Annotated in this window: 17 protein-coding genes and 1 pseudogene; 4 read left to right on the plus strand and 14 right to left on the minus strand. The window is 70.8% G+C overall.

The window, feature by feature from the left end; genetic code table 11:
- Window positions 1-97: 97 nt before the first annotated feature.
- Together AB0K25_RS14295 and AB0K25_RS14300 are read left to right on the plus strand one after the other, a co-directional pair.
- Window positions 98-982, plus strand: coding sequence for a helix-turn-helix transcriptional regulator (locus tag AB0K25_RS14295; RefSeq protein ID WP_363820444.1), 885 nt, complete (start codon window positions 98-100; stop codon window positions 980-982).
- The gene (locus tag AB0K25_RS14300) at window positions 975-1,169 is read left to right on the plus strand and encodes a DUF397 domain-containing protein (RefSeq protein WP_363820446.1); all 195 of its coding nucleotides are present in this window, start codon (window positions 975-977) and stop codon (window positions 1,167-1,169) included. The genes AB0K25_RS14295 and AB0K25_RS14300 overlap by 8 nt, the downstream gene beginning before the upstream one ends.
- Before the next feature lie 52 nt (window positions 1,170-1,221).
- Here AB0K25_RS14300 and AB0K25_RS14305 read toward each other — a convergent pair whose 3' ends face one another.
- From AB0K25_RS14305 to AB0K25_RS14325, 5 genes are all read right to left on the minus strand, one after another.
- Window positions 1,222-4,152, minus strand: a complete 2,931-nt coding sequence (locus tag AB0K25_RS14305) for a type I restriction endonuclease subunit R (protein ID WP_363820448.1) — start codon at window positions 4,150-4,152, stop codon at window positions 1,222-1,224.
- Complete coding sequence (locus AB0K25_RS14310) at window positions 4,149-5,387, minus strand: restriction endonuclease subunit S (RefSeq protein WP_363820451.1); 1,239 nt, start codon at window positions 5,385-5,387, stop codon at window positions 4,149-4,151. The genes AB0K25_RS14305 and AB0K25_RS14310 overlap by 4 nt, the downstream gene beginning before the upstream one ends.
- Window positions 5,384-6,877 carry a class I SAM-dependent DNA methyltransferase gene (locus AB0K25_RS14315; protein ID WP_363820454.1) on the minus strand — a complete coding sequence of 498 codons (1,494 nt, stop codon included), beginning with the start codon at window positions 6,875-6,877 and terminating at the stop codon, window positions 5,384-5,386. The genes AB0K25_RS14310 and AB0K25_RS14315 overlap by 4 nt, the downstream gene beginning before the upstream one ends.
- Complete coding sequence (locus AB0K25_RS14320; protein ID WP_357534659.1) at window positions 6,874-8,376, minus strand: class I SAM-dependent DNA methyltransferase; 1,503 nt, start codon at window positions 8,374-8,376, stop codon at window positions 6,874-6,876. The genes AB0K25_RS14315 and AB0K25_RS14320 overlap by 4 nt, the downstream gene beginning before the upstream one ends.
- A 255-nt stretch (window positions 8,377-8,631) precedes the next feature.
- On the minus strand, window positions 8,632-9,693 hold the full coding sequence (locus AB0K25_RS14325) for a helix-turn-helix domain-containing protein (protein ID WP_219468068.1): 1,062 nt from the start codon (window positions 9,691-9,693) through the stop codon (window positions 8,632-8,634).
- Between the two features lie 140 nt (window positions 9,694-9,833).
- Between AB0K25_RS14325 and AB0K25_RS14330 the strand changes: the two genes are divergently transcribed.
- Window positions 9,834-10,304: a DUF2690 domain-containing protein gene (locus AB0K25_RS14330; RefSeq protein ID WP_219468063.1), complete on the plus strand. Its 471-nt coding sequence runs from the start codon at window positions 9,834-9,836 to the stop codon at window positions 10,302-10,304.
- Between the two features lie 135 nt (window positions 10,305-10,439).
- Here AB0K25_RS14330 and AB0K25_RS14335 read toward each other — a convergent pair whose 3' ends face one another.
- The 8 genes and pseudogenes from AB0K25_RS14335 to AB0K25_RS14370 form a co-directional block, all read right to left on the minus strand.
- Window positions 10,440-12,104 (minus strand): SulP family inorganic anion transporter, encoded by a 1,665-nt coding sequence (locus tag AB0K25_RS14335; protein ID WP_357534662.1) that lies wholly within the window; start codon window positions 12,102-12,104, stop codon window positions 10,440-10,442.
- A gap of 125 nt (window positions 12,105-12,229) precedes the next feature.
- A pseudogene (locus AB0K25_RS14340) lies at window positions 12,230-12,550 on the minus strand (metalloregulator ArsR/SmtB family transcription factor); the annotation flags it as partial.
- 184 nt (window positions 12,551-12,734) lie between these two features.
- Window positions 12,735-13,664 (minus strand): acetyltransferase, encoded by a 930-nt coding sequence (locus tag AB0K25_RS14345; protein ID WP_357534664.1) that lies wholly within the window; start codon window positions 13,662-13,664, stop codon window positions 12,735-12,737.
- Between the two features lie 240 nt (window positions 13,665-13,904).
- On the minus strand, window positions 13,905-15,947 hold the full coding sequence (locus AB0K25_RS14350; protein WP_357534666.1) for an FAD-dependent oxidoreductase: 2,043 nt from the start codon (window positions 15,945-15,947) through the stop codon (window positions 13,905-13,907).
- Between the two features lie 194 nt (window positions 15,948-16,141).
- On the minus strand, window positions 16,142-18,613 hold the full coding sequence (locus AB0K25_RS14355; RefSeq protein WP_357534668.1) for a glycoside hydrolase family 2 protein: 2,472 nt from the start codon (window positions 18,611-18,613) through the stop codon (window positions 16,142-16,144).
- Window positions 18,610-19,488, minus strand: a complete 879-nt coding sequence (locus AB0K25_RS14360) for a carbohydrate ABC transporter permease (RefSeq protein ID WP_308291043.1) — start codon at window positions 19,486-19,488, stop codon at window positions 18,610-18,612. Before AB0K25_RS14360 ends, AB0K25_RS14355 begins: the two co-directional genes overlap by 4 nt.
- A 112-nt stretch (window positions 19,489-19,600) precedes the next feature.
- Window positions 19,601-20,500 (minus strand): sugar ABC transporter permease, encoded by a 900-nt coding sequence (locus AB0K25_RS14365; RefSeq protein ID WP_219470741.1) that lies wholly within the window; start codon window positions 20,498-20,500, stop codon window positions 19,601-19,603.
- Window positions 20,501-20,649: 149 nt separating this feature from the next.
- Window positions 20,650-21,930 carry an extracellular solute-binding protein gene (locus tag AB0K25_RS14370; protein ID WP_219468048.1) on the minus strand — a complete coding sequence of 427 codons (1,281 nt, stop codon included), beginning with the start codon at window positions 21,928-21,930 and terminating at the stop codon, window positions 20,650-20,652.
- 386 nt (window positions 21,931-22,316) lie between these two features.
- Here AB0K25_RS14370 and AB0K25_RS14375 point away from each other — a divergent pair, with 386 nt between their 5' ends.
- Window positions 22,317-23,336, plus strand: coding sequence for a LacI family DNA-binding transcriptional regulator (locus tag AB0K25_RS14375; RefSeq protein WP_219468045.1), 1,020 nt, complete (start codon window positions 22,317-22,319; stop codon window positions 23,334-23,336).
- 30 nt (window positions 23,337-23,366) lie between these two features.
- On the opposite strand, the gene AB0K25_RS14380 is transcribed toward AB0K25_RS14375, so the two are convergent.
- Window positions 23,367-25,928, minus strand: a complete 2,562-nt coding sequence (locus AB0K25_RS14380) for an EAL domain-containing protein (protein ID WP_357534673.1) — start codon at window positions 25,926-25,928, stop codon at window positions 23,367-23,369.
- Window positions 25,929-26,019: the final 91 nt, after the last annotated feature.

Consider the following 26,019-nt stretch of genomic DNA (forward strand, 5'->3'; position numbering starts at 1 on the left):
AATGCCCCCGCGCACTGTTCCGCTAATCTCCGGCAACATTCGGTGTTTCAGTATGGAGCGTCGGGATGTTGCAAAATGCAACGGACAAGGAGGCCGGATGGCCGAGGACATGGGATCGACGGTGCCCCGTCGCCGACTCGGCAGGGCCCTGCGTGACCTGCGCACCGAGGCCGGGATCACGCTGGACGCCGCCGCCGAGGCGCTGGAGTGCAGCCGGCAGAAGGTGTGGCGCATCGAGAGCGGGCTCGGCTCGGCACGCAGCGTCGACGTCCGGGCCATGTGCGAGCTGTACCGGGCGAAGAACGAGCTGACCCGGGCGCTGATCGCACTGGCCGGCGAGACGAGGGCGAAAGGCTGGTGGCACGCGTACGGCGACGCCATTCCCGACTGGTTCGAGCTGTACGTCGGCCTCGAATCCGCCGCGTCGAGGCTACGCTTCTACAAGAACAGTCTCGTGCCGGGCATTCTGCAAAGCCGGGACTATGCGCTGGGCATCTATCGGATCGACCAGCCGGAGATGAGCCAGGAAGATCGGGAGCTGGCGGTCGAGCTGCGGTCGCAGCGGCAATCGCTGCTCACCCGCCGTCTGCCGAAGGCCCCGCAGGTCGAGGTCGTGCTCTGCGAGTCGGTCCTGCTCCGCCCGGTCGACAGCTCGGCCACGATGGCGGACCAACTCCGGCGGCTGCTTCAGCTCAGCGAGCAACCCAACGTCTCGATCCGCGTCATGCCCCTGATCGCCGGCCCCCACCGGGGCGCGGTCGGTGGCGAGTTCGTCCTGCTCGACTTTCCGCTCGGTAACCGGAGCACCCCAGATCCATCGGTGGTCTACAGCGAGTCGTGGACCGGGGCGCTATACCTCGACCGGCCGGGCGAGTTCGCCGCCTACGAGAAGGTCTGGTCGAGCCTGCTCACACATGCCCTCGACGAGGAACAATCGAGGCAACAGATCAACAAGGTTCTTGGGGAGGTCCATCATGGCTGATCTGAGCGGTGCGCGCTGGCGCAAGAGCACCCGCAGCGGCGGCAACGGCGGCGAGTGCGTCGAGGTCGCCGACAATTTGCCCGGCATCGTCGCCGTGCGGGACAGCAAGGACCCGACCGGCCCTGCCCTCACCTTCACCCCGGCCGCCTGGGCCACCTTCACCGGCCGGGTCGGGCGCACCCGTTGACGGCCTGCCGGGTGCGGCGGGCACCGGAGCCGCCGCACCCGGCAGGCCGCCGTCAGTAGTACTCGCGGATGTAGCCGAGGGCCCGCTCGTACACGTCGGGGTCACGGATCTTGAATTTGATGTAGAGCGTCTTGCGGAGGGCCTGCTGGACCAGGCGGTCGCCGTCGCGGGTGTCCTGCCAGCCCGTGAAGCGCACCGCCCGCACGACCTCGTCGACCTCGGCGACGATCCGTTCGGCGATGATCGGGGTTCCGTTGCCCCTGAGGGACTGGAACAGCTCCGTCAGGGCCGCCTTGCCCTGCTCCTCGCGGGGGACCTCGGCGGCTTCCTTCTCTGCGGCCACGGTGTCCTTGGCCAGGAGGAACAGCTCCTTGAGAAACTCCAGGCTGGCCTGCTGGGAGTGCGCGTACTTCTCCCGCAGTGCCGTGAGCCGCTTGCCGAGTTCGATGAAGACAGGATTACCCAGGTGCCTGGCGATGCGGGCGGTAATCCACTTTTCGACCTCGATGGGGTCGACGTCCGTTGGCCGGCCCGACATCAGGTCCTCGATCACCTGGGCGTCCAGGACGATCGTGTCGAGGTCGGTGCGGGGCACCTCCACGGTGACGTGCGCGTTGATGAGTTCCAGGGTTTTCGCGCCGAGGGTGTGCCATACCAGCCGGCCGGCGACGTCCGCCGGCCGCACCGACTCGTAGACGTCGGTGAGCCACCGGTAGTCGGCCTGGTGGGTCGAGAGGACCGGGTCGGGGCTGAGGGTCTCCCAGAGTTGGGCGACGACGCTGAATGCCTGGCCGAAGGCGTCGCGGGCCGCGTCGCCGCTGATCGCGGTCTGCGCGGCGATGAGCCCCTCGTAGCCGCCCACGGTCCGGTCGACGCCGGGAAAGAAGGCCAGCGCGGCCTGGATGGCCGGGCCGAGCTGACCGCGCAGCACGTCGATGTTGCTGATGACCTGCTGGACGCTCTTCTCGTCGAAGGCGAACGCCTTGGCGACGTCGTCGAAGATGCCCAGGTAGTCGACGATCAGACCGTGTGTCTTGGCCGGCGGGTAGACCCGGTTGGTGCGGGTGATCGCCTGGAGCAGGTTGTGCTCCTTGAGCGGCTTGTCGACGTACTGCGCGTAGAGGATCGGCGCGTCGAACCCGGTGAGCAGCTTGGCAGTCACGATGCTGATCTTCAGCGGGTCGGCCGGGTCGTTGAACCGGGCGGTGATCCGCTCCAACTCGACCCGGTCGGGGGTGTATTCCTTCCATCCCTTCGGGTCCCGCGCGCTGTGGCTCATGACGACGGTGCAGGCGTCGGGGCCGAGGAGCTTGTCGAGTTCCGCCTTGTAGGCGACGCAGGTCGGCTTGTCGTAGACCACCACCTGAGCCTTGAAGCCCTGCGGCTCGACCTTCGCCCGGAAGTGCCCGGCGATGTCGGCGGCAATCCGGCGAACCCGCCCGTCGGCCTTGATCAGCGACTCCAACGAGGCGGCCCGCCGTGACAGCGTGCTCTTGTCGGCCTCGGTCAGCCCATGCTGCTCGGCCAGCTCGGCGAACGCGGCGTCGATCGCCGCCGCGTCGAGGTGGATCTCCGACAGGCGCGGCTCGAAGTGCAGCGGCAGCGTCGCCCCGTCCCGGATCGAATCCTGGAACGAGTACCGCGACAGGTAGCCACCGTCGTCCAAAGTGGACCCAAACCACATGAAAGTGTTGCGGTCGCGCCTGTTGATGGGAGTGCCGGTCAGACCGAACAGGAACGCGTTCGGCAGGGCCTCGCGCATCTTGCGGCCATAGTCGCCCTCCTGGGAACGGTGGGCCTCGTCGACCATGACGATGATGTTGTCGCGGTCGTCCAGCACCCCGGGTGCCTCGCCGAACTTGTGCACCGTGGTGATGATGACCTTGCGCGCGCCCGTACCGAGGAGGGCTTGCAGCTCACGGCGACTGTCGGTGGAGACCAGGTTCGGCACGTCCGAGGCGTTGAACGTGCCGGTGATCTGGGTGTCCAGGTCGATCCGGTCGACCACGATGATCACCGTGGGGTTCGTCAGCCCGGCCGTGGCACGCAGCTTCTGCGCGGTGAACACCATGAGCAGCGACTTGCCCGAACCCTGGAAGTGCCAGATCAGGCCCTGCTTGATCTCGCCGGTCAGCACCCGCGCCACGATGAGGTTCGTCGCCTGGAACTGCTGGAAGCGGGCAATGATCTTGATCTTGCGATGCTTCTTGTCCGTGGCAAAGACCGTGAAGAAGCGCAGGAAGTCCAGCACCGCCGCTGGTGACAGCACGCCCGCGACGGCCGCGCGCACCGCCGCCAGGCCGCTCGGCGTCGGGGCGTCATCGGCGGTCTCCTCGCGCCACGGGCCCCACAGGTCGACCGTCATGCCGACCGAGCCGTAGCGGAAGCCCTTGCCCTCGGTGGCGAAGTTGAACACGTTCGGCACGAAGAAGGCTGGGACGTTGACCTCGTAGTCCTCGTTGATCTGCGCCGCCGCGTCGATCCACGTGTACGCCGGCCGGACCGGGGACTTCGCCTCACCCACGACCAACGGGAAGCCGTTGCACCACAGCACCAGGTCGAAACGGCGCTCCACCCGCCCGACCTTGTACGTCACCTCCGTGGAGATCATCCACTGGTTGGCGCTCGGCTCCGGGTTGTCGAAGTCGACGAGCCGGACCGTGACATGCTCCCCGGCCGGGCCGAACGGCATCGACTTCTGCCCGGTCAGCCACGCGGCGAACTCCTCGTTCGCCACCACCGGATTCGGCGTACGCCGGGCAGCCAGGATGATCGCCCGCAGGTGATGGATGACCTCGTCCGCCCGTCGGGGGTCGGCCTCGATCGCCGGGTTCAACCGCCGCAGCGCCTCCGTGACCGGCCCCTCCAGCAACACCTCGTCCGCTCGACGCGGCAACTCCCTGCCGGCCACGAACTGAGTGTCGGTAGACGCGACAAGATCCCGCACAAAGTCCCGGACCGCGTTTGCCTCGGTGAACGTCACCGCCCACCTCGGAAGATGTCAGCGAGAAGCGCCCTACGGAAGACCGTCAGAGAAGCGCTATTTTTTTCGATTTTATGAATTGCTCCCTGAATCAGCGCCAGCAAATCTAGTATCTGCTTCTGCTCGCCGACCGAAGGGAGGGGAAAATCAAACCTCTCGACATCCCGTTTAGTAATATTTGGGTCCTTTCGAGAGCTGGCTGCAACTTTTCGCCACTTGGATCTGCCAGCCTTGAGGACCTCGTGCATGAACTGAGGAAGCACCTCCTTCCGCAGATCAAGCAAGGCGCTCACTGCCTGATTGGTAGCCGCGTCGACACCCAGTCGAGCAGTGCGCCCGATCTGACCGAATCCGCCGTACATTGCAACGAGAACGGTACCCTCCGGCAGGACCATGGCAGACGTTTCCGACACCGCCGAATCAGTGATCCGCTCGTCGGTAACCAATATTACCGACTCGTTCAGGTCGAGGGTCTTCACCCACGGTATAGTTCCGCCGTCAAAATATCTGGCCTGCTGTGAGCGACTAGGAGTAGCACCGGATCGGACGGTACTCACGTCGCTGACCGTTGCCGCCGTCCAACCCTTCGGCACGTTCCGAGTCCAAAAATCAGCAGCGTCGAGGGGAACGGCAGCCGTACGCCACGGTCCATTCGGCCCAACAGTCAGCAATGCCATACGCGCCTGTAGATATGCCTCCTTGAGGACCCCCCGGACCTGTCGAACGGCGCCAAGATGGCGTTCAACGGCCCAGAGAAGCCTCACAAGGCGCTGCTGCTCGTCAACCGAAGGCAACTCGAACTCGTAGTTGGCCAGGTCCCGCCAGTTCGTGCGCGGCGACAGCGAGCCGGCCGACGTACCCAGGGCATGATCATAGAATCCTTCACTCTGCACAAGAAAGGGCAGAAGTTCGGGCAGGAGCTGGGTATCGTCCGCCTCAAAGACGAGAATATCCCCAGAGGTGATGGCGTCGAACTCGGCAAAGGCAGCTTTACGCTGGTAGGCACGGCGCTTGCCGAACAGGGTCTGCCCGGGCCGGACACGACGGGTGAAGGTGCTGCCGTCCTCGACAGTGCCCCAACGGCTGATCCTCAACTCACCGGGGTCGAGGTGCTCCATGGCAATCACGCGGTCGATCCCAGCAGCTTCGGCGTCTCGCACAGTGACGTTCAGGTTCCTGACCACGTCACCGAAGGCCACACGCTTCCAGCTGCTCCTGTCGAGGTTGAGGGTCACGGGGCTACCTCCTGTCGCAGCAGTGCGAGTACGCCGTCAAGCGCGACATCGGCCTCCGTGGCAGCGGCTCGCCATACGGTCATTCCCTCAGTGACGCTCGTCCGCCCGTCCTCATGAGCCGTAGCGTTGGGAACAACGTAGAGCGGGATCGCCAGACTGTACTGCTTGTCGGCAATCTGGTCGAGACTCGCGACAGCCGCAAAGCCTCCGTCGCCAACGAATGCCTCGTATGCGGCAAGGATTCTATCCTGATGCTGCACGCGCAGAAACGACTGCGCCCGTTCGCGGGCGACCTCGTTGACCGCGTTGATGAAGAGAACTTTGCCGCGTTGCTCGGCGGACTTACTGGCGCGCAGCGTGACCACCACGGCCTCCATGGGCGAGTTGTAGAACAGCCCGGCTCCGAGTCCGATGACGGCTTCCAGCAGGTCGGAGCGCACCAACTTCTCGCGCAGAGCCGCCTCTTCCCGGCGGAACAGCACGCCGTGCGGGAAGAGGATCGCGGCGCGGCCGGTCCTCTGGTCGAGGCTGGCGGCGATGTGCTGGAAGAAGGCATAGTCGGCGCGGCCCTGCGGCGGAACGCCCCACATGTTTCGGCCGTACGGGTCGTTGGTGAACGCGGTGCGGTTCCACGCCTTGATGGAGTACGGGGGGTTGGCCAGCACCACGTCGAAGGTTCTCAGTTGACCGCCGCGATCGAGGAAGGCGGGCCTGGTGAGCGTGTCGCCGTGCGCGACGTGGCCGTCGGCGATGCCGTGCAGGAACAGGTTCATCCGGGCGATGGCCGACGTGCCGTAGTTGAGTTCCTGCCCGTACAGGCGCAGGTTGCGCCACTCCTTGCCCTGGCGGCGCAGCTCGGCGGCGGTGGAGATGAGCATGCCACCGGTGCCGCAGGTCGGGTCGTAGACCGACTCCCCCGGCTCGGGCCTGAGCATCATCGTCATCAGGTGGACGAGGGTGCGGTTGGTGTAGAACTCCTGCGCGGTGTGGCCGGAGTCGTCGGCGAACTTCTTGATGAGGTACTCGTACCCCTGACCGAGTTCGTCCTCGGGCAGGTTGGCCACCGTGAGCGTCTTGGTGGAGAAGTGCTCGACGAGCTGCTTGATGGTCGCGTCGGGGAGCAGATTCTTGTTGCCCCAGTCGCCGTCGCCGAAGACACCGGCCAGGGTGTCCGGGTTGGCCGACTCGATCGCCCGCATGGCGGTGAGGATCGCCGTGCCCACGTCGCTCGCGACCTTGCGGACGTCCTGCCAGTGGGCACCGTCGGGGATGGCGAAACGGTGGTTCTCCGGCAGGTCGGCCAACTCGTCGTCACCGTAGACCTTCAGCGCGGCTGCATGCTCCTCGTCGTAGACGTCGGAGAGCCGCTTGAGGAAGACCAGCGGGAAGATGTACTGCTTGTAGTCGCCGGCATCGATGAGGCCGCGCAGCACGACGGCTGCGCCCCACAGGTACGACTCCAGTTCGCGCTGGGTGATGCGGGCGTTCACGCCGTCACCTCCGCCGGGGCGAGGCCCCACCGGGCGAGTTCGGCTTCCAACGCGGCGCGGGTCTCCCGGGCAGCGGCGTGGGCCGCTTCGAGGTCGGTCAGGGCCTGCTCCAGGGTCGGCTGGTCGCCCCCGTCGGCCGGGGCGACGTACAGCGGGATGTTGAGGTTGAAGCCGTGCCCCCGGATGTCGTCGAGCGTGGCGACCGCCGCCAGGCCGGGCGCCTCGGCGAACTCCCGGCAGGCGCGCAGCAGGGCGTCGGCGTGCTCGGGTTCGAGGGTGTTCTGGTTACGGCCGCGCTTGAACAGCGTCTCGCCGTTGACGAACAGCACCCTGCCTTTGCGCTCGTCGGCCTTGCGGCGGCGCAGGATGAGCACGCAGGCGGCGAGGCCGGTGCCATAGAAGAGATTCGGTGCGAGACCGATCACGGCCTCGACCAGGTCCGCCTTCAAGACGAACTCACGGATGCGCCCCTCGGCACCCTGGCGGAACAACGCGCCCTGCGGCAGCACGACGGCGACCCGACCGGTCCCGGGCGATGCCGAGTCGATCATGTGCTGGACCCAGGCCCAGTCGGCATAACCCTTGGGCGGTACTCCCCCCAGGCGGTTGCGGCCCCACGGGTCGGTGCCCCAGGCCACGTCGCCCCAGTTCTTGAGGGAGAACGGCGGGTTGGCGATGACACAGTCGAACTGGGCGAGGCGCGAGCCGTCGTAGAAGGCCGGCGACCGGAGGGTGTCCTCCTGGGCGATCTTGAAGTCCTCGACGCCGTGCAGGAGCAGGTTCATCTTGGCGAGGCCGGAGGTGGCGAGCACCTTCTCCTGGCCGAACAGCCTGCCCCAGAGGGTCTGCGGCCGACCGCCCTGGCGCTTCACGTGCTCGATGACCTCGATGAGCATGCCGCCCGTGCCGCACGCCGGGTCGTAGACCGTCTCACCCTCCTGCGGATCCAGGATGTCGACGAGCAGCTTCACCACCGGGCGCGGGGTGTAGTACTCACCGGCCTTCTTGTTGGACTGGTCCGCGAACCGCTTGATGAGATATTCGTACGCCTGCCCGAACACATCCGGTGCGACGACCGCATTGCTCAACGTCCTGGTCGAGAAGTGCTCGATGAGGTCACGCAGCTTGGCGTCGGGCAGCTTGTCCTTGTTCGTCCAGGCAGCGCTGCCGAAGATGCCGTACAGCACGTCCGGGTTGGCCTTCTCGATCGCCCGGAAGGCGGTCACCAGGGCCTGCCCCACATTCTGGGTGCGGGCACGCACGTCCTCCCACAGGCTGCCCTCCGGAATGCCGAAACGGTGGTTCTCGGCGAACGACGCGTACTCGTGGTCACCGTCCGACTCCGCGAGCGCCCGCTCATACTCCTCGGTGTAGGCGTCGCTGATCCGCTTGAAGAACACCAGCGGGAAGATGTACGCCTTGAAGTCCGCCTGGTCGATGCTGCCGCGCAGCAGATCAGCAGCCCTGGCCAGATATTGCTCCAGCTCAGACAGGCTCAACGGGACGGCCAGTGTGTCCCGGGCGGACGCGGGGGGTCGCGCGAATCGGTCGATCATGACAGGTACCCGTTCACGGTCATACTCGGTGGTGTCTCCTCACGGGCCGCGTGCTGGCGCTCGCGCCGGTCCCACCGTAGTCGCAACTATGCACAGCGAGAGTTCCCGCCCGAGCGAGTTCTGCGTTCTGTCAGGCGGCTCCCGCGTTCCCATCATCGGCCAGCCGGGGGAATGACCGGGACGGCTGCCGGGGCGGGTTCAGGGGATCGGGCGGACCTGGGTGGCGCCCCGGTAGCAGCCGGTCCGGGCCGGCGGTGACGTCCAGCCCGCGCCGGTGATCCGCACTTCGGCCCAGACGCAGGTCCGGGTGCTGGTGAGCAGGTTGCCGTAGGCGGAGATGCCGGCGTAGTCGATGGTGAAGTCGTGGCTGCGGGCCGGGGTGTCCCCGTCGGTGACGGCGAGCACCACCCGGGCCGGCCGGGGCACGGTCGGGGTGCCCGCCGGGGCCGGCATGAACCGGGGCCAGCTCGCCCCGCAGACCGGTGAGTATCTCAGCTCCACCAGGCCGATCACCCGCTCGTCGATCAGCACCGCAGCGCTGTCGACGGTGGTGACGGCGGGGTCGGCGGCACACCCGGCGTCCTTGGGGTCCGCCCCGTCGTGCACCCGCAGGGCGGAAGCGGACCCGGTGGGTGTCGGGTCGGGCACCCCGGCGGGTGGGCCGGACGTGGCCGAGGTGACCGGCGGTTGGTCGACGGAGCGCCAGCCGATCGAGGCCAGGCCGACGGCGAGCACCATGAGCAGGCCCGCCCCGGCAGCGGGGAGCAGCAGCCGACGATCGGACCGACCGGCCGGCGCCGCAAGCGCCGGTCGGCCGCCGGGCGAGGACTCGGCAGCAGGCGGGGGCTCAGTAGCAGGCGAGGACCCGACGGCGGGCCGAGGCTCGACGGTAGGCGGGGAACCAGCGACGGGCGAGGGCTCGACGGCGGGCAGGGAATCGGCAGCGGGCGGGGACTCGGCGGTGCCGGGTGCGCGGTCGTCGGCCGCCGGATCGGGGGTGCTCGCGGCGACCCGGTGCCAGCGCCGGGCCCAGGCCGTCTCGTCGCCGCCGAGCGCCCGGACGTACGCCAGGGTGGTGTCCAGGGTGGGTAGCTTCCGGCCGCCGGCCGCCTCGGACAGCGAGCTGGACGACCGGTGGGCCCGGCGGGCCATCGCCTGGTACGTCGGCCGGCCGGCCCGGTCGCGCAGGCTGCGCAGCTCGGCGGCGAACGCCTGCACCGGGTCGGCGTCGGGATCGAGCGGGCGCTCCGTCCGGGCCACCGTGACTCCTCGGGTTGATTGACCAGCGCCGGCTATTGATTGTCCAACGCCACACAGCGTAGAGACGACTGTCGACGGAAGGTAGAGATGGGAGTCGACCCAACCCGGTCCGAAAGTCGACCATCCACATCGGAGGAACGATGACCACCGCACCCCGAACGTCGAGGGCTGTCCACCGGACGTTGGCCACCCTGGCCGCCAGCGCCCTGGTCGCCGCGAGCCTGCTCGTGGCGAGCCCGGCGAGCGCCGGCTGCCCCACCACCGGCTGCGACGGCACCGACCCGATCAACACCCAGTGCTCGGCCGACGCCCGCAACGCGACCAGCCAGCCGGCGTACATCATGAAGGGCGCGACCACGCTGGCCGTGGTGGAGCTGCGGTACAGCGCCACCTGCGGCACCAACTGGGGCAAGATCAGTAACCGGGTGACCCCGAACCGGGTCCAGGTCACCGCCTACCGGGACAGCCCGCGCAAGTCGACGCCGTGGTACGGCGGCACCGGTGCCCAGTACTACGGCGACCAGCTTGACGGCCAGAACTCGACGATCTGCGCGGTCGGCGAGGTCGTCTACAACGGCACCACGTACACCAGCACGCCGCTCTGCGCCTGACCGCTACGGCTCCGGCCTGACCGGGGAGGCTGCGGGCCGGCCGGGGCGCCGAGGGGGCGGCGAGGTGCGCGCCGCCCACCGGGCGGCGGTGGGTGACGGTGGTCGCCCACCGCCGCGTGAGCCGGCCGACCACCGTCAGGTGGTGACGGTGCCCCGCAGCAGGTCCCGGGCGTGGGCGATGGCCGCCGGGGTGTCGGCGAAGACCAGCCCGTCGCGGCGCAGCTCGTCGGCCACCCCGAGGGTCGCCAACACCTGGTCGTGGTCGGGGGTGATGCCGGAGAGCAGCACAGTGATCCCCCGGCCCCGCAGTCGCCGGACGGCGTCGCCGAGCACGTGCGCGCCGGTGGCGTCCAGCGCCGACACCCGCGACATCCGCAGGATGACCACCCGGACGTCGGCGACCTCGGACAGCTCCAGCAGGAAGGTGTGCGCGGCGGCGAAGAACAGCGGCCCGTCCAGCCGGTAGGCCACGATGTGCTCGGCCAGCAGGGCGTGCTCCTCGGCGCTGTGCTCCCCCCGGTCGAGCGGGACCTGTTCCAGCCGGGCGCTGCGGGCCACCGCGCGCAGCGCGATCACCACCGCCACGGCCACCCCGACGGCGACGGCGGTGACCAGGTCCCAGGCGACCGTGACGACGAAGGTGAGCACCAGCACCAGGGCGTCGCCCCGGGTGGCGCGGGCCAACGCCCACAGCGACCCGGCCTCGACCATGCGTACCGTGGTGGCGAGCAGCACCCCGGCCAGCGCGGCGAGCGGAATCCGGCCGACCAGCGGGGCGGCGGCGAGGACGATCGCGGCGAGCGCCACCGCGTGGGTGAGCGCGGCCAGTTTCGACGACGCCCCGGCGCGGACGTTGACCGCCGTGCGGGCGATCGCGGCGGTGGCCGGGATGCCGCCGAACAGCGGCGAGGCGAGGTTGGCCAGGCCCTGACCGAACAGTTCCCGGTCCGGGTCGTGCCGTTGCCCGACGGTCATCCCGTCGGCGACGGTGGCCGACAGCAGGCTCTCCAGCGCGGCGAGCGCGGCCACCGCCAGCGCCGACGGCAGCAGCACGCCGACCGCGCCGGGGTCGAGGAAGCCCAGCGACGGCGTGGGCAACCCCTGCGGCAGCGCACCGATCCGGACCAGCTCGACCGGGGCGGTCTCGGCGAACACCGTGGCGGCGGCCACCCCGAGCAGCGAGAAGGGTACGCCGGGCCGGAAGCGTGCGCCGAGCAGCATCAGCGCCGCCACCCCGAGCGCGACGGCCAACGCCACCGGCCGGGGGTGCACGACGAACCGGGCGACCGCGTCGGCGGCGACGGCCCAGACCCGGTCGCCGTGCGCGTCGGTCACCCCGAGCGCGGCGGGGAGTTGTTGCAGGGCGATGACCACGGCGATGCCGGCGGTGAAGCCCTCGATGACGGGGGTAGGCAGGTAGCGGACGTACCGCCCGAGGCGGGCCAGGGCGAGGGCGATCAGCAGCAGCCCGGCCAGTGCGCCGACCATCAGCACCCCGGTCGGGCCGAACTGCTGCACCACCGGCACCAGCACCACGGTCATCGCCCCGGTGGGGCCGGAGACCTGGAGGTGGGAGCCGCCGAACACGGCCGCCACCGCCCCGGCGACGACGGCGGTGACCAACCCGGCCTGCGCCCCCAGCCCGGAGGTGACGCCGAAGGCGAGGGCGAGCGGCAGGGCCACCACGGCCACGGTCAGCCCGGCGACCAGGTCCCGGCGGGGTGCCCGGCGTACCGCCTGCCAGTCGGCGCGGTCGGGCAGCAGGCCGAGGACCCGGTCGGCGACGGCGGCGACGCTCACCGGCCGGGCCGGGTCGGTGGGCCGTTCGTGACGGGGGTACGGGGCCCGTCGCCGGCCACGACGGGACCGGACGGTCCGGCGGCGGGTACGGCTGCGGTGCTGCCGGCGACCGGGTCGGCGGTGCCGGCGCGGAGTTCGTCGAGGAGGGCGTCGCGGTCGGTGAGGACGGTGCCGAGGATGCGTCGGCCGGCGGCCAGCAGGTCGGCCACGTCGGGGGTGCTCAGCGAGTACATGACCAGCGGGCCGTCCCGGTAGGAGGTGACCATGCCGGCCCGGCGCAGCACGGCGAGCTGCTGGGACAGGTTGGACGGCTCGACCTCGATGACGGCGAGCAGGTCGCGGACCGGCTTCGGCCCGTCCTGGAGGAGTTCGAGCACCCGGATGCGTACGGGGTGACCGAGGGTGCGGAACAGCTCCGCCTTGGCCTGGTACAGCGGCACCGACACCGGCGACCTTCTTCCCGTTCGACGACGTGAAGACTTTAGCACTTGCACAATTCTTCAATTCACCTGTCGCGTGGTTCGTGACTCCCGCTTCGGGGCGGATCGCGCGGTGTGCCCCCGGCGAACCTGCCGGGGGCACACCGCAAGGGTCAGTCGACGCCCTGCCGACCAAGCACGGCCGCAGTGGTCAGCGTGGCCGCCCCGGATCGCTGGTCGACGCCGAGAGCGCACCGTCGGCCGGCGCGAAGATCAACCGGGAGCGCAACTGCCGGAAACCGGTGCGTTCCAGCTCGGCGACCACCGCCACCCGGTGGGCGTCCACGTCGGCCACCACCTCCCGGGCGCCGTCGGCCGCCAACGCCGCGACCGAGTCGGCCAGCAGGTCGCCGCGCGCCGACGGGTCGAGCACGCCGACGTAGCCGAGCATCGGGAAACAGGCATCCCCGGCCGCCCCGGCCAACCCCACCGGCTCCCCGGCGGCCAGGGCGACCCGCCAGGTCGTGGCCGGGCCGGCCAGCCAGGCCCGTGGATCCCTGGCCAGGTCCACCCCGGCCACCGCCTGGGCGATCTCGCGGCCGGTCAGCACGTCCGGCTCGGCGATCCGGCCGACGAGGGAGTCGATCTCCGTGCTGTCGGTGGCCGGCCGAAAGGCGTAACGGCCCGAGGCCGCCGGCAGTGGGGTGCCCGCCCACGAGCACCGGAGTCGCTCACCCCGCTCGACCAGCCCGGCGAGCCGGGCCGCCGCCAGCGGTGCCCGGACCACGGCCAGCACCTCCGGCCGACGCCGCCAGTGCGCCGGCAAGCCGGCGTAGTACCGGTGCGGACCACCGAGCGCCTCGTGGGCCGCGCGCAGCAGTGCCGCACCCACCTCCGGCCCGGCGGCCAGGTCGAAGCGGTCCAGCCAGGGCGCACCGACAGCTCCGGGTGGCAGGAGCCACGCGGCCCGGCCCACCACCCGGCCACCCCGCAGGGCGATCCAGGTGCGCTCGGGCCGGTAGCCACCCCCGGCGACACCGTCGGCGTAACCGACCTTGCGCAGTTGGGGCAGCGGGTCGGGCATGGACTCGAACAGATCTTCCTCGCCCGCGACGAGCGGGCGGATGACCAGGTCGGTCATGGGGAATCCTCCGGAAAGCGAACGCCCCGGTCAGATCCGCGTGGACGCCGGGACGCGGAGGGGGCGCAGAACATCGGACATTGTTCTGACCTCCTTCCGGCTCGACGGCGTGCCGCGAAAACGTACTCTACGCGTACTCCATGATCCGCCGTGGCAACCAGCACGGGCTGCGGATCGTCGGCACCCTGAAGTCCGGGCCGGGGCTCAACGTCCTCGCCGTCTTCGAGAAGTGAGCACGGGTCAGGCCGGCAGGAAGCGGACCGCGTCGGCGACGACGTACCCGTCGGTGCCCTCGGTGCGGATCAGCACGCTGCCGGCCGTCCCCGCCGGAAACTGGTACGTCCCCAGCGACACCCACTGCCCGCCCGACGCGCGCTGGTCGACCACCCGGGTGGTCACCCCACCGCCGTGCACCACGTCGACCGGGACGTTGCCGGCCCGGTTCGGGTCCGCCGTCCAGCGCAACTGGACCGCCCAACTCCCGGCCGTCGGCAGGGCAGGGGTGAACCGCAGCCGGTTGACACCCTTGCCGGTGTTGCCGTCGTGCTCGTAGTCCGACCCCCAGTAACCGCCGATGGCGGTGCTGCTCACCCAGACCCCGGCCCGGGTGACCCCGGCTGCCCGGTTGTCCACCACGATCTCGCCGTCGGCGGTGGGCGGCCAGCTCAGGATCTGCCCGTCCCGGCGCAACCGGGCCTGGAGGGCGGCGACGTCGACCTGCTGCACCGGCGCCCCGGCATCCACCGCCAGCAGCGCCGCCGTCGCCGCGGACTGGGCGAGGATCATGAAGACCGGTTCCATCCGGATCGAGCCGTAGGCGATGTGGCTGGCCGACAGGCAGACCGGGACGAGGAGGTTGGCGCACTGCCCGGTGGTCGGCACGATCGACCGGTAGCTGATCGGGTACGGGCCGGGCACCCCGACCTGCACGTCGCCCTCGTTCTTCACCAACCCGTCGACCACCACCCGCTGGCAGTTGTGCGAGTCCATGGTGTAGCTGGCCAACCCGACCGAGTCGGCGGCCCGCACGCTGCCCCGGCAGTCCCGCTCGGTCATCACGTACGCCGACACCATCCGGCGGGCCTCGCGGACGTAGAGCTGCGGGGGCCACCCGCCGGTGGCGGTGAACTCGTCGGCGGCCAGGCCCCAGCGGGCCACCCCCGCCCGGACCGACGCCGGCAGCCGGGGGTCGTTGGCCAGGAACCACATCAGCCCCTGCTGGTACGTCAGGTGGTCGGCGACCATGCTGTCCCGCTGCGCCCGGGTCGCCGTCGGGTAGGCGTAGTTCACGCCGATGAAGTCGGTGGAGAACGCCCCGGTGTTGTTCGAGTCGGTCTTCCCGCCACCGACGCTCTGCGTGGTGAAGAACGGCCCGGTATACCCGGCCTGCACGTACCGCAGCAGCAGTTCGTAGTCGGCCGGGTCGTAGCCGGCCGGCTGCGGGAACGGGACCCGACCGGCGGCCTGGGTCAGGCACATCCGGAAGTTGTACGCCTGGATCCGGTCGTCACCGGTGCCGTTGCCCGCGACCGGGGCGGCGGAGATGCCGGGGAGCAGCCCGCTGGCCGGGCTGCCCGGCACCACGTACGGGTCGACCGGCAGGGTGAACTGGTGTGCCCCGCGCAGCTGCACCCCGTTGATCGTCTCGCCGTACGCGGTGTTGGCCTCCCGCCCGACCGTGTACGCCACCCCGGCGGCGGCCATCAGGTCACCCTCGTAGGTCGCGTCGACGAACATCGGGCCGGTGAAGAGCTGCCCGTTGTCGGTGACCAGGCCGGTGATCCGGTCCCCACTGCGCTGCACGGTGGTCAGCCGCGCGTTCAGGTAGACCGGCACCCCGTGCTCGGTGAGCAGCTCGTCGAAGACCCCGGCGGCCACGTGCGGCTCGAAGACCAGCCGCATCGGCGAATCGGGGGTGACCGGGACACCCTGGTACCTGGCGTACACCCGGCGGTAGAACTCCCCGGCGAGACCACCGATGGCGGCGCTGGTGCCGCTGTCGGTGTAGCCGAGCCCACCGGTGGTGAGCCCGCCGACGTGGCTGCCCGGTTCGACGATCACGGCGGTGCGCCCCAACCGGTGTGCCTGCACGGCGGCGACGATGCCGGCCGAGGTGGCCCCGTAGACCACCAGGTCGGCGGTGACGGTGCCGGCGGCCAGGGCCGGCAGGCCGAAGCCAGTGCCGGCGGCCAGGGCGGGAAGCCCGTTACCGGTGCCGGCGACGACGACGAGGGTGGCCCCGCCGAGGCGGATCAGCTGACGGCGGGTGAACGCAGGCGACATCACGGCTGCCCTTCGCAGACGAGGGGAGGAGCGCGCCGCCGCACCCGGAACGCATCGACCCTCGCTGATCAGGTCAGAGCTGTCAAGGGCCCCTCCTGCCCCACACCCGACGGGAAGGAGGGCTCGGGCTGCCGACCGGCGTGGGTCGGGGCGGCCGGGCCGGACCCGTGGCACGGGCACCCCGGGCCGTCCCGTCAGCCCCCCGGGGCCGGGGCCGCGTCGTCGAGCAGGTCGTTGACGCAGCGCAGCACCGGCCGGGCGGTCAACGCCGCCGGGTCCAGCGGCGCACCGCAGGTCACCGTGAACGTCACCGACTCCCCCGGCAGCAGGGTGACCAGCGCCGCGTCGACCTCGGCGGCCGGGTCGAGCCGGTCCGGGAAGAGCGTCAGGTCACGCAGCACGGTCCGCGCGGTGACCCGGACCCGCTGCCCGCCGACGACCGGCTCCACCGTCGCGTCGAAACGGGCCGCCGGCCACTGCGCGTCCCGGTCCTCGGCGAAGAACCACAACGCCCGCTCGGCGCTGGCACCGGCCTCGGCGACCAGCAGTTCCCGGCGCTCCTCCTCCGCCACCGCCAGGTCCGCCGGCAACGGCACCGCCACCGCCGCGTACGCCGGCACGTCGAGCGGGTACGACGTCTTCGCCCTCGGCTCGCCGGTCAACGTCGACCGGGTCACCGTCACCGGGGCCCGCCACGGGGTGCCGGTCTCGTTCACCGCGATCAGGGCCAGCCCACCGTCGCGGGGCTGGACGGTGAGCAACCGGTCGGCGTACGCCCGGCGCAGCGCGTACCACAGGGGTTTGCGGCGACCGTCACCGTCGACCGCCGACCACGAGGTGACCGGCCAGCAGTCGTTGAGCTGCCAGACGATGGTGCCGGAGCAGACGTCCCGGTGCGACCGGAAGTGCTCCACCCCCAGCTGGATGGCCCGCGCCTGGTTGAGCTGGGTCAGGTAGTGCCAGTCGTCGAAGTCGGCCGGGGCGGGCAGGTGCGCGTCGAGACCCCGTCGCAGCTTGGCGTCCCCGTCGGCCGCCTTCTGGTGGTGGGCCATCCCCGGCGAGTCGTGCGCCAGCGGCTCGTCGGACAACGCCCGGCGCAGCGTCGCGTACGCCGGGGGCGCCTGGTAGCCGAACTCGGCGACGAACCGGGGGACGTACTCGCGGTACTTCGTGTAGTCGTCGGTGTTCCAGACGTCCCAGATGTGGGTGGTGCCGTGCGCCGGGTCGTTGGGGTGGATGTCCTCGACACCCGACCACGGGCTGCCCGGCCAGTACGGGCGGGTCGGGTCCAGCTCGCCCACCACCCGGGGCAGCAGGTCCAGATAGAAGCCCCGCCCCCAGGTGCGCCCGGCCAGCGGCTCCTGCCAATCCCAGTCGTGCCAGCCCCAGATGTTCTCGTTGTTGCCGGTCCACAGCACCAGCGACGGGTGCCCGGCCAGCCGGGTCACCTGCTCCCGCGCCTCCGCCTCGACCTCCGTGCCGAACGGCTCCTCCTCCGGGTAGGCCGCGCAGGCGAACAGGAAGTCCTGCTGCACCAGCAGGCCCCGCTCGTCGGCGAGGGAATAGAAGTCGCCCGACTCGTAACGTCCGCCGCCCCAGACCCGCAGCAGGTTGACGTTGGCGTCGGCGGCCTGGGTGAACCGGTGCGCCAGCCGGTCCCGGGTGACTCGGGTGGGAAACGCGTCGTCGGGGATCCAGTTGACCCCCCGCACCAGCACCGGCACGTCGTTGACGTGCAGGGTGAACGGGGTGCCGTGGGCGTCGGGGGTGGTGTCCAGGCGTACCGAACGGAACCCGATCCGCTGTGACCAGGTGTCCAACGGGGTGCCGTCGGGCGACGCCAGGGTCACCACCAGCGGGTGCAGCGGCTGTGCGCCGTACCCCCGGGGCCACCACAGTTCGGGGTCGGCGACGGTGAGGGTCAGCGCGGCCGTACGCCGCCCGGCCGCGACGGTCGCCTCGCCGGTCACCCCGGCGACCTCGGCGCGGACGGTCAGTGGCACGTCGGCCACCCGCTCGACCTCGACGTGCAGCTCGACCCGGCCCCAGCCGTCGACGACCGTCACCAGTGGACGGACGGTGCCGAGCCGGGCGGTGGACCAGGCGTGCAACCCGATCTCCTGCCAGATCCCGGCGGTCACCAGCGTCGGCCCCCAGTCCCAGCCGAAGTTGCAGGCCATCTTGCGGATGAACGCGAACGGCTCCGGGTAGGCGTTGGGCCGGTCACCGAGCCGTTCCTGCTGCTCCCCGGCATAGCGGTACGCCGAGTCGAACCGGACAGCGAGGGTGTTCTCCCCCGGCCGCAACGCCGAGGCCACGTCGAACCGGTACGACCGGTGCATGTTCGCGGTGCGGCCGACCTCGACGCCGTTGAGGGTGATCGTGGCGACCGTGTCCAACCCGGCGCAGACCAGATCGACCCGGTCGTCGTCGCCGGGCCGGTGCACGAACGTGGCCGCGTACTCCCAGTCGGTGCGGCCGATCCAGGCCGACGCCGTCTCGTTGTCGTCGAGGTAGGGGTCGTCGATCAGGCCGGCGGCGAGCAGGTCGGTGTGCACACACCCCGGCACGGTGGCGGGTATCGACCGCCCGGCGACGGCGTCGGGCACCTGCGGCCCGGACACCGCGCGCAACTGCCAACCCTCGTGCAACGCCAGACGGTTCACGATTTCACCGCGCCTTCCATGATTCCCCGGACGATCTGCCGGCCGCCGACGAAGAGCATCACCAGCAGCGGCACCGTGGCGATGAACGCCCCCGCGAGCACCCGACGGTAGATGACGTAGTTGCCACTCGCCAGATCGGAGACGGCCACCATCGAGGTCGGGTAGTCGGTGCCGCTGAGCGTGATCAGTGGCCACTGGAAGTCGTTCCAGGTCGCCACGAAGGTGAGCAGGCCCAGCACGGCCAGGGCCGGGCGGATCGCCGGCAGCACGATGCTGCGGTAGATCCGCATGGTGGTAGCCCCGTCGACCCGGGCCGACTCGACCAGCTCGTCCGGGACGCCGTTGACGATGAACTGCCGCATGTAGAACACCCCGAACGCGGTGACCAGACCGGGCGCGATCACCGCCAGCAGGGTGCCGTTCCAGCCGAGCCGGCCCATCACGATGTAGAGCGCGACGATGCCGAGCTGGTTGGGGACGGTGAGGGTGAGCACCACCAGGAGCATCAGCGTGTCGCTGCCCCGGAACCGCAGCTTGGCGAAGGCGAACCCGGCCAGCGAGCAGAAGAACAGCACCGAGGCGGTCACCACGGTCGACACGATGACGCTGTTGACCAGGGAGGCGGCGAAGTAGACGTCCTGGAGCGAGAAGACCTCCTCCAGGTTGGCCAAAAACCGGTTGCCGGGGACGACCGCCGGGGGCAGCTTCGCCAGCGCCTCGTCGTCGCTGGTGGCGATCACGAACATCCAGTACAGCGGGAACGCGGCGAACAGAAAGGTCAACGACAGCAGCAGGTACGTGCCGAGACCGGCCGGGGTGTCCTGCGGCGCGCGCCCCGACAGCGCGGGCCGGCGCACTGCGTTCCTCGCGCTCACCGATCCCCTTCCGCTCGCGACTGCGGGACTCCGCTGCGCTGCGTTCCTCGCGCTCACCGGTGTCCCCTTCCGCTCGCGACTGCGGGACTCCGCTGCGCTGCGTTCCTCGCGCTCACCGGCGACCGCCCGACAGGCGGTTGGTCAGCAGGGTGTTGAGGCCGGTCACCAGCAGGATGATCAGGAACAGCGCCCAGGACATCGCGGCGGCGTAGCCGAGGTTGAGGTCCTTCCAGCCGACCTTGTAGATGAGCTGGGCGATGGTCTGCCACTCGCCGTTCGGTCCGCCGGTGGCGGCCTGCGCGTTCAGGTCGAACAGCATCGGCTCGGTGAACAGTTGCAGCCCGCCGATGGTGGACAACACCACCGTGAAGACGATCACCGGTTGGATCATCGGTACGGTGATCCGCCACAGCTGCCGCCACGGGCCGGCCCCGTCGATCGCCGACGCCTCGTAGACGTCACGCGGGATGGACTGCATGGCGGCCAGGTAGAGCAGGGCGTTGTAGCCGATCCACTTCCAGTTGACCATGGTGGCGATGGCGATCCAGGCGTGCGGCTTGTCGGCCCGCCAGTCGATCGCCGCGTCCCCCGTGGCGCCGATGCCCACCTCGGCGAGCAGCCAGTTCGCCATCCCGAAACTGCGGGAGAAGAACGCGCTGAACACCATCGTCGAGGCGACGATCGGGGTGACGTACGGCAGCAGCACCCCGACCCGCCACCAGGTCTGCGCCCGCAGTTTGCGGTTGAGCAGCGACGCGACCACCAGCGCCAGCAGCAACTGGGGCACCGAGGAGAGCAGGAAGATGCCGAAGGTGTTGTAGAGCGCGTTCCAGAAGTCCTCGTCGCCGAGCAGCCGGGTGAAGTTCGCGACGCCGGCCCAGTAGGGCAGGGTCGGGTCGTCGAGCCGGTAGTTGCGCAGCGCGACGACCCCGTTGAACAGCAACGGGAACAGCCCGAACACCCCGAAGAGCAGGAAGAACGGCGCGATCATCAGGTACGGCAGGTAGCGCATGTCGAAGCGGTACAGCCGGTCGCGCCAGCCGGACGGGCGACCCGTCCCGGCGGCGGATGCCGACCCGGGGCGGTGACTCGACGGCGGCGCGGCTCGGGTGGTGGGCACGGGACACCTCCGGGGCCGGGACGGGACGGGGCTGCGGACGGTCAGGACCTGCCGGCCTTCTCGGCCTCCTTGACCGCCTCGGCCCAGGCGGCATCCGGCTTCAGGGTCTTGTTCTGCACGCGGTTGATGACGTTCTCCACGGCCACCCGGGTCGGGCCGTTCTTCCTGCCCAGGTACTGCGGGGTCAGCCCCTGCGCCATCCTGGGGAAGATCTGCCCGACCGGCGCGTCGTTGAAGAACGGGTTCTTGAACTCGGCGATCGCCGGGTCGGCGTAGAGCGCGGGTTGCGAGGGCAGGTTGCCGACCTTCTTGAAGATCTCGATCTGCTGCTCCGGCTGGACCAGCCACTCCAGCAGCTGGTACGCCTCGTCGACGTGCCTGCCCTGCTTGGGGATGGTGAGGAACGAGCCACCCCAGTTGCCGCCGCCACCGGGCACTGCGGCGATGTCCCACTTGCCCTGGGTGCCGGGCGCGGTGTCCTTGATGTGGCCGAGCATCCACGCCGGGCAGGCGAGGACGGCGAACGAGCCGGCGGTGAAGCCCTTGTCCCAGTCGGCCTGGAAGCTGGCCAGGTTGGCCGACAGTCCGGCCTGGACCGCCGTGATCGTGTAGTCGAAGGCGACCTTGGGACCCTGCTCCATCCGGAGCTGTTCCTGTTCGTCGTAGAAGCCGACGGGCTGCTGCCCCAGGATCGGGTTGAACAGGTTGGTGCCGGAGTCGAGGAACTTCTTCTTCGTCCGGCCGGTGTAGTCCTGGCCGACCTGGATGAACCTGTCCCAGGTGGGCCAGAGGGCGGAGACCTGGTCCCGCCCGGTGGGCAGCCCGGCGGCGGCGAACAGGTCGGTGCGGTAGCACATGGCCAGGCCGCCGACGTCGGTGCCGAGGCCGATCTGGGTCTTGCCGTCTGCCGACAACGACTGCTTCCACTTCCACGGCAGGTACTTGCTCTCGTAGGAGCCGGCGCCCTTGTCGAGCAGGTTGACGAACTTGTCGGACTGGCTACGGAACTGGACCATGAAGCCTTCGTCGATGGCGGCGATGTCGGCCGCGCCGGAACCGGCGACGAGCTTCTTCTGGAGATCCTCGTGCTGGGCGTTGTACTCGCCCGAGTTGAGTTGGATCTTGACGTTGGGGTGGTCGGCCTCGTAGCGGGTCTTGAGGTCCTGGAGACCGAAGTCGCCCCAGAAATTGATCTTCAGGGTGACCTGGCCGCCTCCGCCGCCCGAGTCGGTGGCGCTCCGGCCGCTGCACGCGGCGATCATCGTCAGGCTGACGACGCCGACCGCCGCCGCGCGCGCCCAGTGGGTCCAGGACCGTCTCATCTCATCCTCCGCGCACACATCGGGGACGCCCATGACATCGACAGGCGTTGACTGAACCGGATAAGTGAGGCCACCGTACGGGCCACCCCACACGGTGTCAACGGCCGGTCAACAGCGCCTCGAACCGGCAACCTGGGCGTGCCCATCGAACCGCGAGGGCAGGGCCGGAGTGCCTCCCCGCCCTGCTCGGCGCGCTGGTATACCGCCACCACGCACCTCCCGCCGCGTACACTTAACCGGGCAAGCGAATCCCGCTCAGCGGTAATGGCGGAGCACCCCGGCCGGGAGCGTCGACCGGACCAGGCACCGGTAGCGTGGGCACCGCCGGTGATTCCGGCCCCCGTCGACGGCCCACCCAGGCCGTGAGAAGTGGAGGAGACACACCGGTGAAGCGGCCGACCATCGCCGACGTCGCCCGACGCGCCGGAGTGTCCAAGGGCGCGGTGTCGTACGCGCTCAACGGGCAACCGGGGGTCTCGGAGGCCACCCGGCAACGCATCCTGGCGATCGCCGCCGAGATCGGCTTCAGCCCCAGCAGCGCCGCCCGCGCACTCTCCGGCGCCACCGCCGACGCGGTCGGCCTGGCCCTGTGCCGACCGGCCCGGATACTCGGCATCGAACCGTTCTTCATGGAGCTGATCAGCGGTGTCGAGGCCGAACTCTCCGCCCGGTCGTACGCCCTGACCCTCCAGGTGGTCGCCGACCAGGAGGCGGAGATCGCGGTCTACCGACGCTGGTGGGCCGAGCGGCGCGTCGACGGCGTCCTCGTCTGCGACCTGCGGACCAACGACATCCGGGTGCCCGCCCTGGAGGAGTTGCAACTACCCGCCGTGGTGATCGGCGGGCCGGGGCACACCGGCACCCTGGCCCACGTCTGGGCCGACGACGCGGCGGCGCTGGCCGAGGCGGTGGAATACCTGGTCGCCCTCGGCCACCGACGGATCGCCCGGGTCGGTGGGCTGCCCTCGCTGCTGCACACCGAGATCCGCACCGACGCCTTCGCCGAGGTGTGCGGCCGGCTCGGCCTCACCGACGCGGCGACCGTGTGGTCCGACTACACCGGCGAGGAGGGCGCCCGCGCCACCCGGCGGCTACTCAGCTCCGCCCGACGCCCGACCGCGGTGATCTACGACAACGACGTGATGGCGATCGCCGGGCTCTCCGTGGCGCAGGAGATGGGCCTCGGCGTACCCGCCGATCTGTCCATCGTGGCCTGGGACGACTCGCCCCTGTGCCAACTGGTGCACCCGCCGCTGACCGCGCTCGGCCGGGACATTCCCGCCTACGGCGCGCACGCGGCCCGCCAACTGCTCGCCGTCATCGCCGGGGAGTCGGTGGGCGGGCTCCAGGACGAGACGGCGCACCTGACCCCGCGCGGCAGCACCGCACCGCCCCAGGTCAGGTGAACCGGTTAAGTCAACTCGTACCGGCGCAGGTCACCGGGAGGACGTGGGGAACTCCTCGAAGTACGCCTCGACCCGCTCGGCGGTGGCCGGACGGGCCAACGCGAAGCCCTGGCCGTACCGGCAGCCGGCCCGGGTCGCCCGGTCGACCTCCGGCTCCGACTCCAGGTCCGCCATCACCACGGTCACCCCCAACCGCTCCCCCAGGCCCACCACCACGTCGATCAGCGGGCGGGTCTCCGCATCCGGCCCGGCCGGCCGGGGCTGCACCTTGAGCAGGTCGATCGGCAGCCGACGCAGCTGCGCCAGGGAGGCGTGCTCCGCCCGGAAACTGTCCAACGCGACACGCACCCCCATCGACCGGAGCCCGGCCAACCGGGCCACCACCGTCGGCAGGTCCGCGCCCAGCCTCGACTCGGCGATCTCCAGCACCAGCCGTTCCGCCGGCAAGCCGTGCCCGGCCAGGACCGCCTCCACCCGGGGCACCAGATCCGGGGCCAACAGCTCGGCCAACGTCAGGTTGACCGCCAACCACAGCTCCCGCCCCCCGGTCGACCAGTCGGCGAGCTGCCGACAGGCCCGGTCCAGCACCCACCGCCCCAACTCACCGAGCAGACCCAGATCCTCGGCGACCGGCAGCAACTCGGCCGGCAGCACCGTGCCGAGCACCGGGCTGCGCCACCGCAGCAACGCCTCGATGCCGGCCGGCCGCCGATCAGCCAACGCCAACACCGGCTGGTAGACCAGGTCCAGCTCACCCCGGGCCGCCGCACCGGGCAGTTCCCGCTCCAGGTCCAGCCGACGGACCAGCTGTTCCTCCAGGCAGGCGTCGTACCACTCGATCCGGTTGCGCCCCAGCTGCACGGCCCGGCGACGGGCCAGGTCGGCCTGGCGCAGCACGTCCTGCGGTGCCGCCCCGGTCAGCTCGGTCAGGCCCACGCCGACCCGCAACCGGGCCATCCCGGTCGGTGCCAGGCACGGTTCGGTCAATGCGGCCAGCAGCCGTTCGCCCAACGCGTACGCCGGCACCGACCCGGCGTCGGTGACCACCGCGAACTCCTCCGCGGACAACCGGGCGACCAGGTCCCGGGGGCCGACCACGTCGCGCAGCCGGCGGGCGGTGGTGACCAGGAGGGCGTCGCTGCCCACCGGCGCCGGACCACCCTGCGTCGGGACGGGCACGTGCACGTCGACCAGCAGCAGGGCACCGGGTGGGCCACCCCGCGCGCCGAGCACACGCAGCAGCTCCTGCCGGTCGGCCAACCCGGTGAGCGGGTCGGTGGCCGCGACCCGCCGCAGCTCCCGCTCCAGTCGGCGACGGTCCCCGACGTCGCGGACGTGCAGCACCACCGCGGCCCCCTCCGGCACCGCACGCTGGTCGCTCACCGTCGACTCGATCTCCCGCCAGCCGCCGTCGCCGGTACGCATCCGGGCCACCAGCAGCGGCGGCGCACCGCCGTCGGACCGGGCGGCCAGTCGGGCCAGGACCCCCGGCGCGTCGTCGGGGTGCAGCAACCCGGCCAGCGGCAGCCCGCACACGTCGTCCTGGCGCAGCCCGAACCAGCGCTCACCGGCCGCCGAGAGCCACTGCACCCGCAGCCCGTCGTCGAGGACCACCACCAGGTCACGGCCCCCGGAGACCAACGTCCGGAAGTACGCCTCCCGGGCGGCCAGCCGCCCGGCCCACCGGCGGTTGTCGGTCACGGAGATCAACTCCCGGGCCACCAGCGACGGGATCACCGCCAGCCCCAGCAGGACAGCGGTCGGGGTGAACCCGTCGGCGAACGCCAGATGCCCGCCCGCCGCCACGGTGGCCACCACCGCCGGTGCCGTCACCCGGGGCCAGGCCGGCGGCGCACCCGCCGGGTCGGCCGGGTCGCCCGCCGCGACCCGGGCCATCCCCGCCGCGGTCAGCAACGCCCCACCGACCAGCAGCGGCACCACCGTCAGCAGCGACACCTCCGACGCCCGGTAGGCGAACAGCCCCACCAGGACGGCCAGCCCGAGCAGGACGGCCGCCACCCCGACCCGGCAGCGGGCCGCCCCCGGGCGACGACGGCGGTCGGCCAGCGCGCTCACCAGCAGCCCGGCCAGTCCGACCGCGCCGACCACGGTGACCACCCGGACCACCGGTGGCACCGGGCCGGGCGGGACCAGCACCCAGCCGGCGAAGAGCAGGGCGGTGCCGGACCCGAGCACGTCCACCCCACGGCGCAGCCGGGCCCGGGAGCTCAACCGGACATGGCCGGGCAGCAGGAGCAGCCCGATCGCACCGGCCAGGGCGACCGCGCCGAACCCGGTCGCCACGACCCCGGCCCGCCAGGACGTCGGCACCAGTGGCAACACCGCCACGGTCAGCCCGGCCACCGTCACCGCGACGTTGAGCGGGGCGGCGGCCCGGCGGGACCGCCGGGAGGTGGCGGCCGACCGGAACAGCCGGACGGTGGCCAGGGCACAACCGACCGCGCCGGCCATGGTGGTCGCCGCCAGTGGCCGGAGGAGACCGGCCAGGCTGGCACCGGCCAGGAGCGCGACCAGCACCGACAGCGTGGTCGGCGCGGACGGGAAGCGACGGAGGAGGTGAGCGACGGTCACGGCGGTCGCCTTCGTGAGGGGGAAACACGGGGCGGTATGACGGGGGTTAGCGGTTCAACGATTCGCCACCACACGGGTTATGCCCGCCGAC

The sequence above is a fragment of the Micromonospora sp. NPDC049257 genome (assembly GCF_040678915.1).
GTDB lineage: Bacteria > Actinomycetota > Actinomycetes > Mycobacteriales > Micromonosporaceae > Micromonospora > Micromonospora antibiotica.